The 15,278-nt window shown below is 61.5% G+C and carries 18 protein-coding genes, 1 tRNA gene and 1 rRNA gene; 11 read left to right on the top strand and 9 right to left on the bottom strand.

All coding sequences use genetic code 11. The features are described from left to right. Position 1: 1 nt before the first annotated feature. From rrf to KUV81_RS08105, 9 genes are all read left to right on the top strand, one after another. A 5S ribosomal RNA gene (rrf, locus tag KUV81_RS08145) occupies positions 2-116 on the top strand. Positions 117-160: 44 nt separating this feature from the next. After that, positions 161-237: transfer RNA gene (locus KUV81_RS08140), tRNA-Asp, on the top strand. An 860-nt stretch (positions 238-1,097) separates the two neighbouring features. Beyond that, the gene (locus KUV81_RS08135; RefSeq protein WP_222543314.1) at positions 1,098-1,724 is read left to right on the top strand and encodes a glutathione S-transferase family protein; all 627 of its coding nucleotides are present in this window, start codon (positions 1,098-1,100) and stop codon (positions 1,722-1,724) included. A gap of 59 nt (positions 1,725-1,783) precedes the next feature. Further along, a complete protein-coding gene (locus KUV81_RS08130) occupies positions 1,784-2,131 on the top strand; it encodes a hypothetical protein (protein ID WP_222543313.1) in 348 nt (115 codons plus the stop codon). A gap of 291 nt (positions 2,132-2,422) precedes the next feature. Next, positions 2,423-3,238 carry a phosphate ABC transporter substrate-binding protein gene (locus KUV81_RS08125; protein ID WP_222543312.1) on the top strand — a complete coding sequence of 272 codons (816 nt, stop codon included), beginning with the start codon at positions 2,423-2,425 and terminating at the stop codon, positions 3,236-3,238. A 92-nt stretch (positions 3,239-3,330) separates the two neighbouring features. Then, the gene (gene pstC / locus KUV81_RS08120; protein WP_222543311.1) at positions 3,331-4,245 is read left to right on the top strand and encodes a phosphate ABC transporter permease subunit PstC; all 915 of its coding nucleotides are present in this window, start codon (positions 3,331-3,333) and stop codon (positions 4,243-4,245) included. A gap of 1 nt (position 4,246) precedes the next feature. Further along, on the top strand, positions 4,247-5,092 hold the full coding sequence (gene pstA / locus KUV81_RS08115; protein WP_222543310.1) for a phosphate ABC transporter permease PstA: 846 nt from the start codon (positions 4,247-4,249) through the stop codon (positions 5,090-5,092). A 24-nt stretch (positions 5,093-5,116) separates the two neighbouring features. Continuing rightward, positions 5,117-5,866 (top strand): phosphate ABC transporter ATP-binding protein PstB, encoded by a 750-nt coding sequence (gene pstB, locus KUV81_RS08110; RefSeq protein WP_222543309.1) that lies wholly within the window; start codon positions 5,117-5,119, stop codon positions 5,864-5,866. A gap of 149 nt (positions 5,867-6,015) precedes the next feature. Continuing rightward, positions 6,016-6,342: a TM2 domain-containing protein gene (locus tag KUV81_RS08105; protein ID WP_261389226.1), complete on the top strand. Its 327-nt coding sequence runs from the start codon at positions 6,016-6,018 to the stop codon at positions 6,340-6,342. On the opposite strand, the gene KUV81_RS08100 is transcribed toward KUV81_RS08105, so the two are convergent. Next, a complete protein-coding gene (locus KUV81_RS08100) occupies positions 6,339-7,385 on the bottom strand; it encodes a saccharopine dehydrogenase family protein (RefSeq protein ID WP_222543308.1) in 1,047 nt (348 codons plus the stop codon). The genes KUV81_RS08105 and KUV81_RS08100 overlap by 4 nt on opposite strands. A 400-nt stretch (positions 7,386-7,785) precedes the next feature. On the opposite strand from KUV81_RS08100, the gene KUV81_RS08095 reads away from it, so the two are divergent. After that, positions 7,786-8,418 (top strand): YchE family NAAT transporter, encoded by a 633-nt coding sequence (locus KUV81_RS08095; RefSeq protein ID WP_222543307.1) that lies wholly within the window; start codon positions 7,786-7,788, stop codon positions 8,416-8,418. 30 nt (positions 8,419-8,448) lie between these two features. Here KUV81_RS08095 and KUV81_RS08090 read toward each other — a convergent pair whose 3' ends face one another. The 5 genes from KUV81_RS08090 to KUV81_RS08070 form a co-directional block, all read right to left on the bottom strand. Next, a complete protein-coding gene (locus tag KUV81_RS08090) occupies positions 8,449-8,673 on the bottom strand; it encodes a hypothetical protein (protein WP_222543306.1) in 225 nt (74 codons plus the stop codon). 160 nt (positions 8,674-8,833) lie between these two features. Further along, on the bottom strand, positions 8,834-10,201 hold the full coding sequence (locus tag KUV81_RS08085) for a DUF4397 domain-containing protein (RefSeq protein ID WP_222543305.1): 1,368 nt from the start codon (positions 10,199-10,201) through the stop codon (positions 8,834-8,836). Positions 10,202-10,258: 57 nt separating this feature from the next. After that, positions 10,259-11,605 carry an anti-phage deoxyguanosine triphosphatase gene (locus tag KUV81_RS08080; protein ID WP_222543304.1) on the bottom strand — a complete coding sequence of 449 codons (1,347 nt, stop codon included), beginning with the start codon at positions 11,603-11,605 and terminating at the stop codon, positions 10,259-10,261. A gap of 54 nt (positions 11,606-11,659) precedes the next feature. Beyond that, positions 11,660-12,262, bottom strand: coding sequence for a 5'-deoxynucleotidase (gene yfbR / locus KUV81_RS08075; RefSeq protein WP_222543303.1), 603 nt, complete (start codon positions 12,260-12,262; stop codon positions 11,660-11,662). 17 nt (positions 12,263-12,279) lie between these two features. Next, positions 12,280-13,494, bottom strand: a complete 1,215-nt coding sequence (locus KUV81_RS08070) for a pyridoxal phosphate-dependent aminotransferase (protein WP_222543302.1) — start codon at positions 13,492-13,494, stop codon at positions 12,280-12,282. A 140-nt stretch (positions 13,495-13,634) separates the two neighbouring features. On the opposite strand from KUV81_RS08070, the gene KUV81_RS08065 reads away from it, so the two are divergent. Continuing rightward, positions 13,635-14,123, top strand: a complete 489-nt coding sequence (locus KUV81_RS08065) for a DUF4442 domain-containing protein (RefSeq protein WP_315900054.1) — start codon at positions 13,635-13,637, stop codon at positions 14,121-14,123. 56 nt (positions 14,124-14,179) lie between these two features. Here KUV81_RS08065 and fldA read toward each other — a convergent pair whose 3' ends face one another. The 3 genes from fldA to KUV81_RS08050 are packed head-to-tail and all read right to left on the bottom strand — an operon-like array spanning position 14,180 to position 15,267. Beyond that, entirely contained in the window at positions 14,180-14,707 is a 528-nt protein-coding gene (gene fldA / locus KUV81_RS08060) for a flavodoxin FldA (protein WP_222543300.1), read from the bottom strand. 38 nt (positions 14,708-14,745) lie between these two features. After that, on the bottom strand, positions 14,746-15,033 hold the full coding sequence (ybfE, locus tag KUV81_RS08055; RefSeq protein ID WP_222543299.1) for a LexA regulated protein: 288 nt from the start codon (positions 15,031-15,033) through the stop codon (positions 14,746-14,748). 12 nt (positions 15,034-15,045) lie between these two features. Continuing rightward, a complete protein-coding gene (locus KUV81_RS08050) occupies positions 15,046-15,267 on the bottom strand; it encodes a DUF2788 domain-containing protein (RefSeq protein WP_222543298.1) in 222 nt (73 codons plus the stop codon). Positions 15,268-15,278: the final 11 nt, after the last annotated feature.

Here is a 15,278-nt window from a genome sequence, read left to right as displayed (position 1 = left end):
GCCTGGTGGCAATAGCGTTGTGGACCCACCTGATCCCATGCCGAACTCAGCAGTGAAACGCAACCGCGCCGATGGTAGTGTGGGGGTTCCCATGCGAGAGTAGGTCACCGCCAGGCACCTAATTTGAGTGACGCCATGCGTCGTTCGCACCGAATAGTGCGGAGTGGTAGTTCAGTTGGTTAGAATACCGGCCTGTCACGCCGGGGGTCGCGGGTTCGAGTCCCGTCCACTCCGCCATTATTTCGATAAAGCCTCATCTTCGGATGAGGCTTTTTTCGTTGTGGTCTAGGAATGTGAGTTTGAGTGGACGTTGCCGTGCGAACAACACGTCCCTGTGGTGGTGCCCTGTCGGCATCCTGCCTCCAACTCGCCAGACTGCGATGCTTCGCATCGGTTCTGGCTCGCCCACCATTATTTGCATCAAGCCTGAGACTGGGCGTCTTCGTCTCGAGACTCAGGCTTTTTTGCGTTTAGCGCGTTATGAGTTGAGTGGACGGTGCAGTGGTTCGTACACGTTAGGTATGAACAACACATCCTGTGACACCCCCCAGGCTGCCGTCCCTGGCAGCCGCTTCGGGCCTGCGTCGCAGGCGTGAGTCGGTGTAGCGTATTACTAACAACACTTCCCTGTGGCGGTGCCCTGTCGGCATCCAGCCTCCACCTCAGCGAACTGCGAAGCTGCGCTTCGGTTCCGCTTTGCCCGCCATTATTTACACGAAACCCTTGAGTTAACGCTCAAGGGTTTTTGTTTGTTCAGAATTTGAGCTGAGTGGACGGTTCATTGTAGGTTGGGCACCGGTAACGCGATGGAGCTCACTGCCACCTCTTAATGTATCAACCCCTCCCTGGTGATGCCCTCCTGTCGCCTTTTCCTCCGACCATCCATGGCCTCCGTCAAAGATCGGCTGCGGCTTCCTGCCTCCGCGCTTGAGTCACTGCGACGCTGCGCGTCGGTCGGCTCTCACCCATGCCTCCACCTCACCAAGCGGCAAAGCTATGCTTTGGCCTTGGTTTGCCCAGGCAGCCGCTTCGGCCTAGCTTCGCCTTCGCATCGCCTATGCTTGGTTCTAAGCGCTTGATGGCAAGAGGAAAGCGAGATGCTCCCGGTGACCCTATACGGCTCGGTGCGATCCAGCTACGTGCAAACCGCACTGTGGATGTGCGAGGAGAAGGGCGTGGCTTACTGCAACGAGCCCCTGGCCATCGGCAGCGACGCCCACCTGGCGCTGAACCCCTATGGCAAGATCCCAGTGATGAAACACCAGGGGGTGTGTCTCTATGAAACCCTCGCCATCTGCGTCTACCTCAACGAGCAGTTCCCGGGGCCGGACCTGTTTCCACCGGAATTGATTCAACAGGCGAGGATGATGCAGTGGGTCAGTGCCTTCAATACCGAGATCTACCCCAAGTTGACCCGCAACTGGCTGTTTCCGGCCTTAGGGATCCGTGACCAAGACCCCAAGGCATTCGCCAAGGCACCCCAAGAGGCCAGGGCTTTGTTGATGCCCATGGAGCAGGTGCTGGGGGAGGGCGCCTATCTGGCTGGCGACAGCCTTACCCTGGCCGATCTCTTCCTGCTGCCGCTGCTGCGTTATTGCCAGGGGTTGCCAGGCGGGCCCGAGATGATGGCAGAACTGCCGGCTCTGGCCCAGTGGTTCGCAGTGAACAGCCGACGGGCGGGTGCCGAGGCGGTCTGGCAGCGCATTGAGGATGAGAACCCCTAGGCAGAAATGGTCGGCGCCTTCCCCTACAATGGCCCTTTACACCCGGTTTGAGCCTAGCCATGTTGCTGAAAATCCTGTTGACCTTGGTGGTCGTTCTGGTTGGCGCCACCCTGATAAAACGCCGCCAGAGTCCTGTGTCTGCACCGCGGCCCAGCGTGGTGCCCCCCAAGGCCTGGATCCTGGGTCTGGTGGTGGTGGCGGTACTGGCCGGCCTTTGGGGCTATCAGAGATACCAGAGCCAGAACCAGGTGCTGGAACTGACGGTGTTCTCCGCCAGCCAAGGCGAACCTCAGCGATATCTGGTGCGTCGTGGTGAGATGGATGGGCGTCGCTTTGTCACCCTGGAGGGGCTGCAGGTGCAACTGAGTGATCAGGACCGGGTGGAGATCAAAGCCCTCGACCCTTAACTCCGTCTTGGGACCACGAAAAACACTTCCGAATCCAAACTGCCAGGCGCCGATCTCTTTGAAAATCGGCGCCTTTTTTATGCCTGCCAAGCACAACTCCACCCGCTCCCAATTCGTATTTCCTGCAAAAAATCAAAAAAATGACATCATCTATCTGACTGTAATTTATAGAAAATGTGGGCATGACATCGAATTGGCACAGTAGTGAAATAAAACTGTCATCCGGTTTTGGCCTAATGCATCCGCCGCCAAGAGAGAGTGGCACTAACAAGGAATCTAGGGTTTTTAACCATGAAAAAATTTGCTGCTGGCGCCCTGGCGCTGTTCTCCATGTTCACCGCGTCCAGCGCCATTGCTGGCGAAACCATCACTGTTTCTGGTTCCAACTCCATGACCAGCCTGATGGAAGTCCTGGCCGAGACCTACACCAAGAAGACCGGCAACTTCGTTGAAGTACAGGGCCCGGGTTCTTCCGCCGGTATCCGTGCTGCCAACCAGGGCACCTCCCACATCGGTATGGCCTCTCGCGCTGTGGCTGACAGCGAAGTGGAAGCCGGTGTCGAGCGCATCATCATCGCCAACGACGGCATCGCCGTTGTGGTTCACCCGAGCAACAAGATTGAGAACCTGACCACCGAGCAGGTTGCCGCCATCTACCGCGGTGAGATCAAGGACTGGTCCGAAGTGGGCGGTGAGAAAGCCCCCATCGTGGCCGTGACCCGTGACTCCGCTTCCGGTACCCGTGCCGGCTTCGAAGACGTACTGGGCCTGAAGCAAACCATCGCTGGCAAGAAAGTGTCCGCCATCTCCCCCCGTGCCCAGGTGGCCAACGGTAACGGCATGGTGAAGACCACCTCCGGTCAGAACCCCCGCGCCATTGGTTACATCTCTCTGGGTACCGTGGACGGCTCCGTTAAGGCACTGGACATCAACGGCGTTGACGCTGCAGTGGCCAACGTTCAGAACCAGTCCTACCCGGTAGCTCGCTCCTTCGTACTGATGACCGGTCCCAAGACCCCTCAGTACGCCCAGGCGTTCATCGACTGGATTCTGTCTGAAGAAGGCCAGTCCATCGTCGCTCAGAAAGGCTACGTACCGGCCAAATAAGGCCAGCGCTGCCCAAGGGCATTGCGAATAAGACGGGCTGCGGCAGGGGTGCCGCAGCCTGTTTGTGGGTTACTTAGGGTTGTTAAAGATTTATGTCTGAAGTTAACGCTGCACTTCAAGTTCAAGATACGGAGCGGGCCCTGGCGAGTTCTCGCCGCCGCGACTTCGTTGAGCACGCGTTCCACGCGCTGTTCATGCTCAGTGCCTTTATCGGCGTCGCCTCAGTGGTCACCATCGGCTTCTTCCTCGTCAAGGAGAGCTACGCCTCTTTCGATGAGGCCGGGGTGGGTGGCATGGTATTCGGCGTGCACTGGCTGCCGCCGGCACTGTACGGCATCGCGCCGATGATCGTCGGCTCACTGCTGGCCACCGCCGTCGCCGTGGTCCTCGGGGTGCCGGTGGGCGTCATGACCGCCATCTTCCTGGCGGAGATCGCCCCCCAGCGCGTGGTGAACATCATGCGCCCGGCCATCGAGCTGCTGGCCGGTATTCCTTCCGTGGTGTACGGCTTTTTCGGCCTGGTGGTGATTGTACCGCTGATTGAGGACGTGTTCGGTGTCCCCTCCGGTGCCACCGTACTGGCCGGGGCCGTGGTGCTGGCCATCATGATTCTGCCCACGGTGATCGCCGTGTCCGAGACCTCCCTGCGCGCCGTGCCGCGCCAGTACAAGGAGGGCTCCCTGGCCCTGGGCGCCTCCCACATCCACACCATCTTTAACGTGCTCATTCCCGCGGCCCGCTCCGGCATCCTGACCGGCATCATCCTGGGCGTGGCCCGTGCCGTTGGCGAAACCATGGCGATCATCATGGTGATGGGGAACACCCCCGCCATGCCCGAGGGCATCCTAGATTCCGCCCGAACCCTGACCGCCAACATCGCCCTGGAGATGTCCTACGCGACCGGTGTGCACGCCAGCGCCCTCTACGCCAGCGGCGTGGTCCTGCTGGTGTTCGTCATGCTGCTCAACGGCACCCTGATGTACCTCAACCGCGAGAAGGCCAAATAAGATGATTTCCCACGAGCAAAAAGACACGGTTCTCAAGGGGCTGATCTGGTCCTCCGCGGTGCTCACCATGGGCTTCCTGGTCTGGATCCTGTTCTACATCGTCAGCAACGGCATCGCCTACGTTGACTGGAGCTTCATCACCGACAACTACACCCGTACCGGTGATGAAGAGGGGATCTGGCCGATGATTGTCGCCACCGTGTACATGGTGCTGCTCTCCATCGCCATCGCCGCCCCCATCGGCATCATGACCGCCATCTACCTGACCGAGTACGCCAAGCCCGGCAGCAAGGTGGTGAAACTGGTGCGTTTCTGTACCGAAGCGTTGGCGGGGATCCCCTCCATCGTTTACGGCCTGTTTGGCATGACCTTCTTCGTCGTGGCCCTGGGACTGGGTTTCTCCATCCTGTCCGGCGGTCTCACCCTGGGGATCCTCATCCTGCCGGTGATCATCCGCACCACCGAGGAAGCCATCATTGCTGTACCTCTGTCCTACCGCGAAGCCTCCTTTGGTCTGGGTGCCTCGCGACTGTACACCATCTGGCGGGTCATCCTGCCGGCGGCCATGCCCGGGATCGTCACCTCGCTGATCCTGTCCATCGGCCGGATCGTGGGCGAATCCGCCCCGGTGTTCCTCACCGCGGGCATGGTGGCCCGGATCCCCGAGTCCGTATTCGACTCCGGCCGGACCCTGACTGTGCACCTGTACATGCTGACCACCGAGCTCTACACCCAGCACGACTGGAACATGGCCTTTGCGACGGCCACCGTGCTGGTGCTCGTGGTCCTGGGGATCAACTTGGTGACCAAGTACATCTCCACCAAATTCAGTAAAGCCACTTACTAAACAGAATTTTTGCGGTAGACGACAATGAACACTTTTGAAATCAAAGACCTGGACCTGTACTACGGCGACAACCAAGCCCTGAAGTCCATCGAGCTGGTGATCCCCAAGAAGCAGGTGACCGCCTTTATCGGCCCCTCCGGTTGCGGCAAGTCCACCCTGCTGCGCACCCTGAACCGGATGAACGACCTTATCGCCGGTGTGCGCATCGACGGCAGCGTCAAAATGGACGGCGCCGACATCTACGCCGACGTGGACGTGCGCAAGCTGCGCATGCGCTGTGGCATGGTGTTCCAGAAACCCAACCCCTTCCCGATGAGCATCTACGAGAACGTGGCGTACGGCCAGAAGGCCCAGGGGCTCAAGGACAAGAAGCAGCTGGATGCCATCGTTGAGAAGGCCCTGCGCAGCGCCGCCCTGTGGGACGAGGTGAAAGATCGCCTGAACAGCCACGCTTTCGGCCTGTCCGGCGGCCAGCAGCAGCGTCTGTGCATCGCCCGAACCATCGCCATGAAGCCCGACGTCATCCTGATGGACGAGCCCACCTCAGCGCTCGATCCCATCGCCACCGCCCGCATCGAGGAGCTGATGGAGGACCTGCGCAAGGAGTTCACCGTGGTGATTGTGACCCACTCCATGGCCCAGGCCCGTCGCATCGCCGACAAGACCGCCTTCTTCCTGATGGGGGAGCTGGTGGAGCACGGCGAGACTGAGCAGATCTTCACGGCCCCCCAAGACAAACGTACCCACGGTTACATCACCGGGGACTTTGGCTGAGCAACAACCCACCCGCAAGTCAAAGCGCCCTTCGGGGCGCTTTTTTTGTGCTCCATGCGCAAGCGGCTGAATTAGTGTGATTCAGGTGGGGGATTTGAGCGTACAGCTGTACCTAAAATGGGGGCATCACCTTTTGGGAGTGCCCCTCGATGAGTCAGAACCGTTGTCCCCAGTGCTGCTCCAGCGTCACTGACCACCAGATCTTGTGTGAACACTGCTACGCCGGACAGGGGCTGGATGCCCTGGCGGGCATGGACCCCAACCTGCGCAGCCAGCGCCTGGCCCGCCGCCTGAGCCTCTACCTGGGCAGCTTTGGTGCCCACAAGTTCTACCTGGGGGAACCGGCCCGGGGCACCCTCTACCTGCTGTTTTGCTGGACTCTGGTGCCCACCGCTCTGGCGTTGCGGGACAGCCTGCAGCTGGCCCGCATGGCGCCGGCGCAGTTCTACCGCCGCTGGTGTCTGAAGTCCGCCTAATCCTCGGTCAGGGTGATGGCGGTGGAGCCGGGCAACTGTTCCACCAGTTGCCAGCCGGCCAGGGATGAGGGGGTGAGAAAGCCGCTGGGGTTCTCCTCAAGCACCCGTTCCACCATCGCCAGGGCGCCGGTTACGGTCAGCTCGTAGCCGTTGGCCACCTGCACCCGCCCCACCAATTGCGCCCCGGCGGCGTTGCGGACCCGGCCCCAGACCCAGGTTGGGCTGTCGGCCCGCTCTTCGGGGCTGGGACCGGTCACCTGCTGCTCGATGCGCCCTTTGAGGTAGCGCTGCACCCAGCCCCAGCCCAGAATGGCGCGCACGGCGTTGAGGCGTTTGAGCTGTTTGGCCTTGCGGGGCGACATCGGCAGATAGACCTCGATATCGGGAATGCCGGTGCTGTGCCAGGCGGTGGCCACGTCGCCCCAGGGGATGGTGACCGCGTGCTTGCGCCCGCCACCAAAATCGATGGACTCTTGCTGATAGGCCAGGGGCACCGGTTGCAGTTGGCCCTGTCGGCGCACCATGCCGCCCTGGGGCAGCGCCTCCACCGACGTTTTGGCCGTACCCGGCGAGAATCCAGAGCGGGAATCAAACCCCAGGGCCAGCGTCACAGCGTCGGGCATGGCAGCCTTGAGTCGGGCGGCCAGGCAATCGGTGGGAATGACGTCGAACCCCACCCCGGGGATCAGGGCCACCCCCGCCTCCCGGGCAGTCTTGTCGAGTTGGGCGGCCCGCTCAAACACCGCGATCTCCCCGGTGATGTCCAGGTAGTGGGTGCCGCTGGCCAGGCACGCCTGGAGCATGGGCTCGGCGGTGGCGGAGAAGGGGCCGGCGCAGTGCAGCACCAGGGTCTGATCGGCCAGGGCCGCTTCCAGGTCCCCATCCAGGCTCACCGTCCGGTATTCCAGCCCCAGGCGCTGGGCCAGCGCGTCCAGTTTGGCCGAGTCACGGCCGGCCAGCAGGGGACGCAGCCCCCGTTTTACCGCTTCTTCAGCGATCAGGACGCCGGTGTAGCCGGTGGCCCCGTAGATCATCCATGACATCTGTGCTCCTTAACAGGACCGATCACAATATTCACTGGTGGCATCAATACCGTGGAATCTATCCTAAGATCAAGGGGTTTGCGTTTTACCGGCTCGGCTGGCCATTTGCCAACTCGCCTTTAGAGAATTAAGGGCAGGGATGGCGGGTCTCGGAGTGGGGAGGCAATTGAGCGGCATCGCCGCTCTATTTCCCCTAACTGCCTGTCAAAGAGTGACTTAGTTGCGCATTCGACGACTCAGCTGATGCTTGTAGGGGGCAAAGTGTGACGCCGGTCAAGGATTAGAAAAACTAAGCCTAATGGCGGGGTGGGGCGACAAATAATTCATTTTGCCTGACCCGCCGGTTTGGCTAAAGTACGCGCGTCCTGACAACCCTTCGTTCAACTTGGGATCAACCACCGTGGATTTGACGCTTTTCTTCCAATTTTTCTTGGGTTTGGTGGCCATCATCAACCCCATCGGCCTGCTGCCGGTGTTCGTGACCCTGACCAGCCACCAGAGCGAGGTGGAGCGTCAGCGTACCGGCACCCTGGCCAACTTTGCGGTGGTGGTGATCCTGGTGGTGACCCTGCTGGCCGGGCAGCTGATCCTCGACATGTTCAGCATCTCTCTGCCGGCGTTTCGCATCGCCGGCGGCACCCTGATCATCTTTATCGCCATGTCGATGCTGCAGGGCAAGCTGGGTGAGGTGAAACACAACAAGGCGGAGGACCGGGAAGCGGCGGCCAAGGAGTCGGTGGCGGTGGTGCCCCTGGCGCTGCCTTTGATGGCCGGCCCCGGCGCCATCAGTTCGGTGATCGTCTTCGCCGCGGAGAACAACTCGGTGACCGATACCCTGGGCATGATGCTGGCCATCGTGATCTTCGGTGCCTGCAGCTGGGCCATCTTCCGCCTGGCTCCGGTGATCTTCCGAGTCCTGGGTCAGACCGGCATTAACGTCATCACCCGGATCATGGGGCTGTTGATGCTCTCCATCGGTATCGAGGTGATCGCCGCCGGGGTCAAGGGGCTCTTTCCCGCCCTGGTGGGATGAGAGAACGGCGCCCAAGGGCGCCGTTTTTGATCAGCCTTTGACCTGTGAGATGGCGTGGGCGAAGGGGGTCAGGAACATGATCAGCATGATGGAGACACAGGTGAACTGGACCCAACGGTCCTGCAGTTGATCCAGCTGCGCTTCCCGTTCGCGGCCGTCGATGTTGCGGTTGGTCTGGGTTTGGCGATAGCGGGTCCACCAGTAGAGATTGCCCAGCACCAGAATCAGCAGAACAATGGTTAAGCGTGCCAACATGACTTCCCTCCATGCTTACGCGGCGTTTACCTTAACTATACCTTCCCGCAAAGCCTCCACAACGACGCTGCCACCTGCGGATGTTGTTCAAAATCATCTTCTGCTGAAATGCTTTACCCAAGAAGAAACGGCGCCCGAGGGCGCCGTTGTTGGTCAGGCATTACTCCATTAAGAAATCGTCCAGGACGATCACCCCGAGCGGTCCGCCGCCGCCCATCATGTCACGGGCGATGGCGGTGTAGATCATGTTCGCCTCCAGCTCCAGCATCAGCGGGCCGATGGCCGGCTCTGTGGTGCCGGTGGGGGTCACGGTCACGTAGTAGGTGCCGGCGGCCAGTTGCACCAGGCCGGTTTCGGCCATGATGGGCACGTCGGTGAAGGCAGGCATGTCATCGCTGATGTCCATGTCGGCGGTCACGTAGATGTCCACGTTGCCGGCGGCGGGAGAGGCGTGCAGCAGGCGCAGCTGAGCGGCGGTAGCGATGCGGCGACGCTCATCCATCACGATCCAGGGGGCGATCTCCGCCACGTTGTTGATGGCCAGCACCGTATAGGCGGTCAGGGCCTCCAGGGTCACGTCGGCGTCAATTACGGCCATGCCCGGGTTGGAGCTCGGCTCCACCTGGATGTTGTGATCCCCGGCAGTCAGGCCCAGGTAGCCACTGGCGGCGGTGTAGGGCACGTCCATCAGCACGGTGTCACCGTCCACCACGATGTTCACCGGCGGCGCGTCCGGGGAGGCGTGCACCACCCGCACTTCGCTGCCGGCGTTGACGTCGGCGATGATGGAGGCGCCATCGGCGGCCCAGGCCATCACGTTGATGGGCGACTCGCCGGTCAGGGTGTTGTTGACCGCCACCAGGGTCAGGTCGGTGCCCGCCGGCAGGGACAGGCCGCCGGTGTCAAACACCACGGTCTTGTCCCCGGTGGGGGTTACCCGCACCTGGTAGTCCCCCGCGGCCACTTCAATCAGGTCGCTAAACCCCTTGAAGGGCACGGCGGCCAAGGCCGGCTCCATCATGCTGATGTCCGCCATCGGCTCGGTCAGATAGATGTCTACCGCCGGCGCATCCGGGCTGGCGTGCAACACCTGAAGCTGGATGTTGCCGGCACCAAACTCCGCCTTATCGCGCATCAGGATCAGCGGCTCCAAAGTGCCATCGGCCACTTTGCCCAGTGCCACCACCGAGTACTCGATGTCACCGGACAGGTCGAGATCCGCCGGGCCGATCACCGTCGTGGTGTCACCGCCGGGCAGAATGGCGTCGACGCCGATGCTGTACATGCCCGCTTCCAGCTCGAGGAAGCCTGAGGCGTCCATATAGTCCACCATCTCGAGCGCGTTGGCCCCATCAACGGTGATGTTCACCATGGGGGCATCGGGGGAGGCGTGCAGGACTCGCACGTAGGTGTTTGTCACCGGGTTGACCGGCGGTGGGGTCACAACGATGTCGTCGTCGTCATCGTCACAAGCGACCAAGAACACTGCACTCAGACTGAGCAGCAGCGCTTGAGTGATTCGTTTCATGTGAGCTCTCCGGTTGTTAGCTTCGAAGAGCCGAAACGAACGGCATTTACAAATGGATCACAATCGTGATTGCAATTCGAACAGATTGCCCGAACGGGGGGTAAAGAGGTTCTCGTGCAGGCGGGCGGCAAACTCGTCGGTCATGCCGGAGATGTAGTCGGCGATCACTCGGTTGCCGCTATGGCCTCGGGCCACCTGATCCTGCCAGCGCCGCGCCGTGGTCACCGGCAGCAGGCGCTCCGGATCCGAGGCGAAGGCTTCGAACAGCTCCATCACCATCTGCTGGCCCTTGAACTCCAGCAGCTGTACCTCGGGCTTGCGAATGACGTCGGTGTAGACAAACCCCTTGAGCACCTTGAGCAGGGCGTGGTGGTCCGGTTCCAGGCGGGCGATGCGCGCCAGCAGTGGCAGGGTGAAATCGTCGGATTGCGTGACCAGGGTTACCGAGGTGACCAGGGCATTGACCAGGGTACCGATGGCGTCCTTGCGTCGATGGTGCTCGTGGCAGAACAGGTCCTGGCTGATCTTGCCCAGCTGGGTGGGGGAGAAGGGGCCGCCGCGCTGAATCAGCGGCTCTACTACCTGCTCCTGCCAGCGCTGGGCCTGGACGATGCCCAGCACAATGGCGTCCTCCAGATCGTGCACCGAGTAGGCGATGTCGTCCGCCAGCTCCATGATGGCGCAATCCAGGGACTTGAAGCGGCTGCGGGCGTGGCCTTGGGGGTCCCGGGCGGGTTTGAGCTGCTGGAACTGAGTCCGCTCAGCTTCCGGCAGGGCACTGAGCACCCAGTCGAGGATCTCACCATCCTCATCAAACACCGCCTTGGCCGGCTGCCAGTCGGCGGCCTTGAGCTGGCGAAAGCTGGCTGCCGGGCCGTGCTGGGCCGGCTTGGCCACCAGGCCGTGACACACAGGGTACTTGAGCACGCCCAGCAGGGTGCGCCGGGTCAGGTTCATGCCGAAGTCCTGGGTGTAGGGCTCCAGCCGGGTGAGGATGCGAAAGGTCTGGCCGTTGCCCTCGAAGCCACCGTGTTCCCGCATCATGTAGTTGAGCGCCACCTCGCCGCCATGGCCGAAGGGGGGGTGGCCGATGTCATGGGCCAGGCAGAGGGTTTCGACCAGGTGGTCGTCCAGCCAGGGGGCGACGTCGGGGAATTTGAGCCGCAGTTGGGCGTTGAGACCGCTGCCGATCTGCGACGCCTCCAGGGAGTGGGTCAGCCGGGTGCGGTAGAAGTCGTTCATGCCGACCCCCAGCACCTGGGTCTTGGCCTGCAGCCGGCGAAACGCCGCCGAGTGCAGCACCCGGGCTTTGTCCCGCTGGAAGGGGTTGCGCTGATCGTCCTGCCGCTGCTTGTTTTCCTGGTAGCGGCGGGCGTGCCAGTCGGTACTTAAGGCTTTGGTCATCATCCCCTCCTAATCAGGCGGTTAGCTCCAGTCTCCGCGCCCAACCGGGCCAGGTCAAGCCGGGGCGGCCAGGCTGTCCAGGGTGGCGCCGCAGGAGGCCATAAAGACATCCAGGAAGTAGGCCACCTCAGGGCGCTCGCGCAGCGTCTCCAGCTTGGGCTCCAGCTTCTCCACCACGTGGGAGAATTCGTGGTTGTGGTGAGCCAGCTCCTCCTTGGCCTTGAGGTAGGCGCAGATGACGTCCGCGGCCTTGACCAGGGCGGCGTACTCCGGGGCCACGTTGTTCTGCACCAGCAGCTCGGCAAAGTCCTCCCGCAGAGCCTCCGGCAGGCTCTCCAGGCAGTGCTGCTCGGCGGCGGCCTCCAGCTTTTTGAACTCGCTGGTGATCTGGGCGTTGGAGTACTTCACCGGACTGACGATGTCCCCCAGGCGGGTCTCTGAGCATTCGTGGTAGAGGGCCAGGGTGGCAGCCCTATCCGGGTTGAGGTCGCCGTCGAACAGCCGGTTTTTGATCACCGCCAGCAGGTGGGCCACGATGGCCACCTGGTGGCTGTGCTCCGCCACGTTTTCCGGTTTGACGCAGTACATCAGTGACCAGCGCCGGATCAGCGGCATCCGGAACAGCCAGGCGAGAAAGGTGCTAGAGGGGGCGGTCATGGGCTCTCCTTGTGACATCACTGACGGTAGCGGCCGAGGAAGTGTTCGAACTTGTCCATGGCCCGGTCCAGATCCTCCAGGTGGGGCAGGAACACGATGCGCAGGTGGTCCGGTTCGGGCCAGTTGAAGGCGGTGCCCTGGACCAGGAGGATCTTCTCCTGCAGCAGCAGGTCCAGCACCAGCTTCTCATCGTCCAGCAGGTTGAACTTCTTGGTGTCCAGCCGGGGAAAGGCGTACAGCGCCCCCTTGGGCTTGTAGACGCTGACCCCGTCGATGGCGTCCAGGCGCTCCACCACCAGATCGCGCTGCTGGCAGAGCCGGCCGGTGGGCAGCAGAAGCTCGTTTATCGACTGGTAGCCCCCCAGGGCGGTCTGGATGGCGTGCTGCACCGGCACGTTGGCGCACAGCCGCATGGAGGCCAGCATCTCCAGCCCCTCGATGTACCCCCGGGCCTGGGAGCGGTCGCCGGAGAGCATCATCCAGCCAGCGCGAAAACCGGCGGCCCGATAGGCCTTGGAGAGGCCGTTGAAGGTGATGATAAAGAGATCGTCCGCCAGGGAAGCGGTGGGGATGTGCTGGGCGTCGTCGTAGAGGATCTTGTCGTAGATCTCGTCGGAGAACACCATCAGGTGGTGCTCCCGGGCGATCTGCAGCAGCTCCAGCAGCATCTCCCGGCTGTAGACGGCGCCGGTGGGGTTGTTGGGGTTGATGATCACCAGCGCCCGGGTCTGAGGGGTGATCTTGGCGCGGATGTCCGCCAGGTCCGGCATCCAGTCCGACTGGGCATCGCAGCGGTAGTGCACCGCCCGGCCGCCGCCCAGGTGCACCGAGGCGGTCCACAAGGGGTAGTCGGGGGCGGGAATGAGAATTTCGTCGCCGTCGTTCAACAGCCCCTGCATCGCCATCACGATAAGCTCGGAGACGCCATTGCCGATGTAAATGTCCTCCACGTCGACGTCCAGGATCCCGTGGGGCTGGTAGTGCTGCATCACCGCCTTGCGGGCGGAGAACAAGCCCTTGGAGTCGCAGTAGCCCTGGCTCTCCGGCAGGTTGTGGATGACGTCACGGATGATCTCCTCCGGCGCATCGAAGCCGAAGGGGGCGGGGTTGCCGATGTTGAGTTTGAGGACCCGGTGGCCCTCCTCTTCCAGCCGTTTTGCCTCCCGTGCCACTGGTCCCCGGATGTCGTAGCAGACGGAGTTCAGCTTGTTGGACTTGAGGATGGGACGCATGCAGGAAACCTCGAGAAAGAATGCGGATAAGGATCTGGCAACATAGCGAAAACCCCGGGATCTGTGAAGCCTGGGTTGATGTGATCCGGATCACAAGCTAGTATTGCAGCCCTAGTGGTATGACCAGTCAAGGAGTGGACGTGAGCTGGCCGGTGAGTGCTAACACCGTCAGGCGGCTATTGAACCTGTGGCCGCCTTTTCTGTTTCCCGGGATCCGAATCGAGCAGTTGGACCCGGACTATCGATACTGCCGCGTGGGCCTGACCCTGCGCCCCTGGAACCGCAACGCCAACGGCAGCCACTTTGGCGGCAGCCTGTTCGCCATGACCGATCCCATCTACGCGCTGATGCTGATGGGGATCTTCGGCAAGGAGTATCGGGTGTGGGACAAAGAAGCGGACATCGATTACATCAAACCCGGCAAGGGGCGGGTGTACGCCGAGTTTCGCCTGACCGACGGTCAGCTGGACGCCATCCGCAGCGCCACTGCCGAGGGGGACAAGGTGTTGCCGGAGTTCGTGGTGGAAGTAAAGGACGAAAGCGGCGACATCGTGTGCCGGTTGCGCCGGGTGCTCTACGTGCGCAAAAAGCCCCGCTACCGTTCGATGGCCACCGAAAGCACGGCCTGAAAGCGAAAACGAAAAAAGGACCCAGGCGGGTCCTTTTTCTTATCTGAGCACCGGGCTCAGTCGGCCAGCTCGGCCAGGCACATCTCGTCGTAGATCTGCTTGACCCAGGCGTCCACGCGCTCTTCGGTCAGCTCGGGCTGACGGTCTTCGTCGATGCCCAGACCCACAAAGGTGTTGTCGTCCACCAGGGCCTTGGAGGCCTCGAAGTCGTAGCCTTCGGTGGAGGTGTGGCCGACGATGATGGCGCCGCGCTCACGGACGATGTCGCCAATCTGGCCCATGGCGTCCAGGAAGTACTCGGCGTAGTCCTCTTGGTCGCCGCAGCCGAAGATGGCCACCAGCTTGTCGTTGAAGTCGATCTGTTCCAGCTCGGGGAAGAAATCGTCCCAGTCGCACTGGGCTTCGCCGTAGTACCAGGTGGGGATCCCGAGCAGCAGCAGGCTGAACTCGTTGATCTCTTCTTTGCTGCTCTTGGCGATGTCCTTTACGGCCACCATCTTATCGCCAAGTTTTTTCTGGATCATCTTGGCTACGGCTTCGGTGTTACCGGTGTCGCTGCCGAAGAACAGACCTACGCTTGCCATTCGCATACCTATATCTGTTGGTGAATGTGTTTGTGCCGTCAGGGACGGTCCGAGTCCAGGTCAAACTGTGCCAGCAGAATGGACTCGATCAATTGACTGCGGCTGATATTACTGTCCAGGGCTTGGTCATTCAAGGCGTTGTACAGCGCTTCTGAGACCTTGAGCTCAATACGTTTCAGCCCTTTGGATCTGTCCCGTTGGATCTGGTTGCGCTTGTTGATGCGCAGCTGCTCTTCCCGGGACAGGGGATTGGTCCGGGGCCGGCCACGGCGCTTCTCCGTGGCAAACATGTCCAGGGTGGTTCTGTCGGTTTTCTCAATTGCCATGATGGATGAGGTTCAGCCGATGCCCGAGCCTTCCCAAAAGAGCTGGATCACTCCCTTGGCGATAAAGCCGGCACAGCCTAAAAACAGCACAAGCCATACGATAAAGCGCCCAAAAGGGGGCACGTTACCCTTGTTCAAAACGTCCCTGATTGACATGCCGATAAGGAAGAAGATGGCCGCCAGCCCCAGGTTTAACCCCAGCGCTTCGAGCTGCTCAAAGTGACTGTTCAGCATGTCATTACCTC

It is taken from the genome of Ferrimonas balearica (assembly GCF_019802085.1).
In the GTDB taxonomy this organism is placed as follows: domain Bacteria; phylum Pseudomonadota; class Gammaproteobacteria; order Enterobacterales; family Shewanellaceae; genus Ferrimonas; species Ferrimonas balearica_B.
Note: the sequence above shows the minus strand (reverse complement) of the source record. Positions and strands in the feature narration are given on the sequence as shown.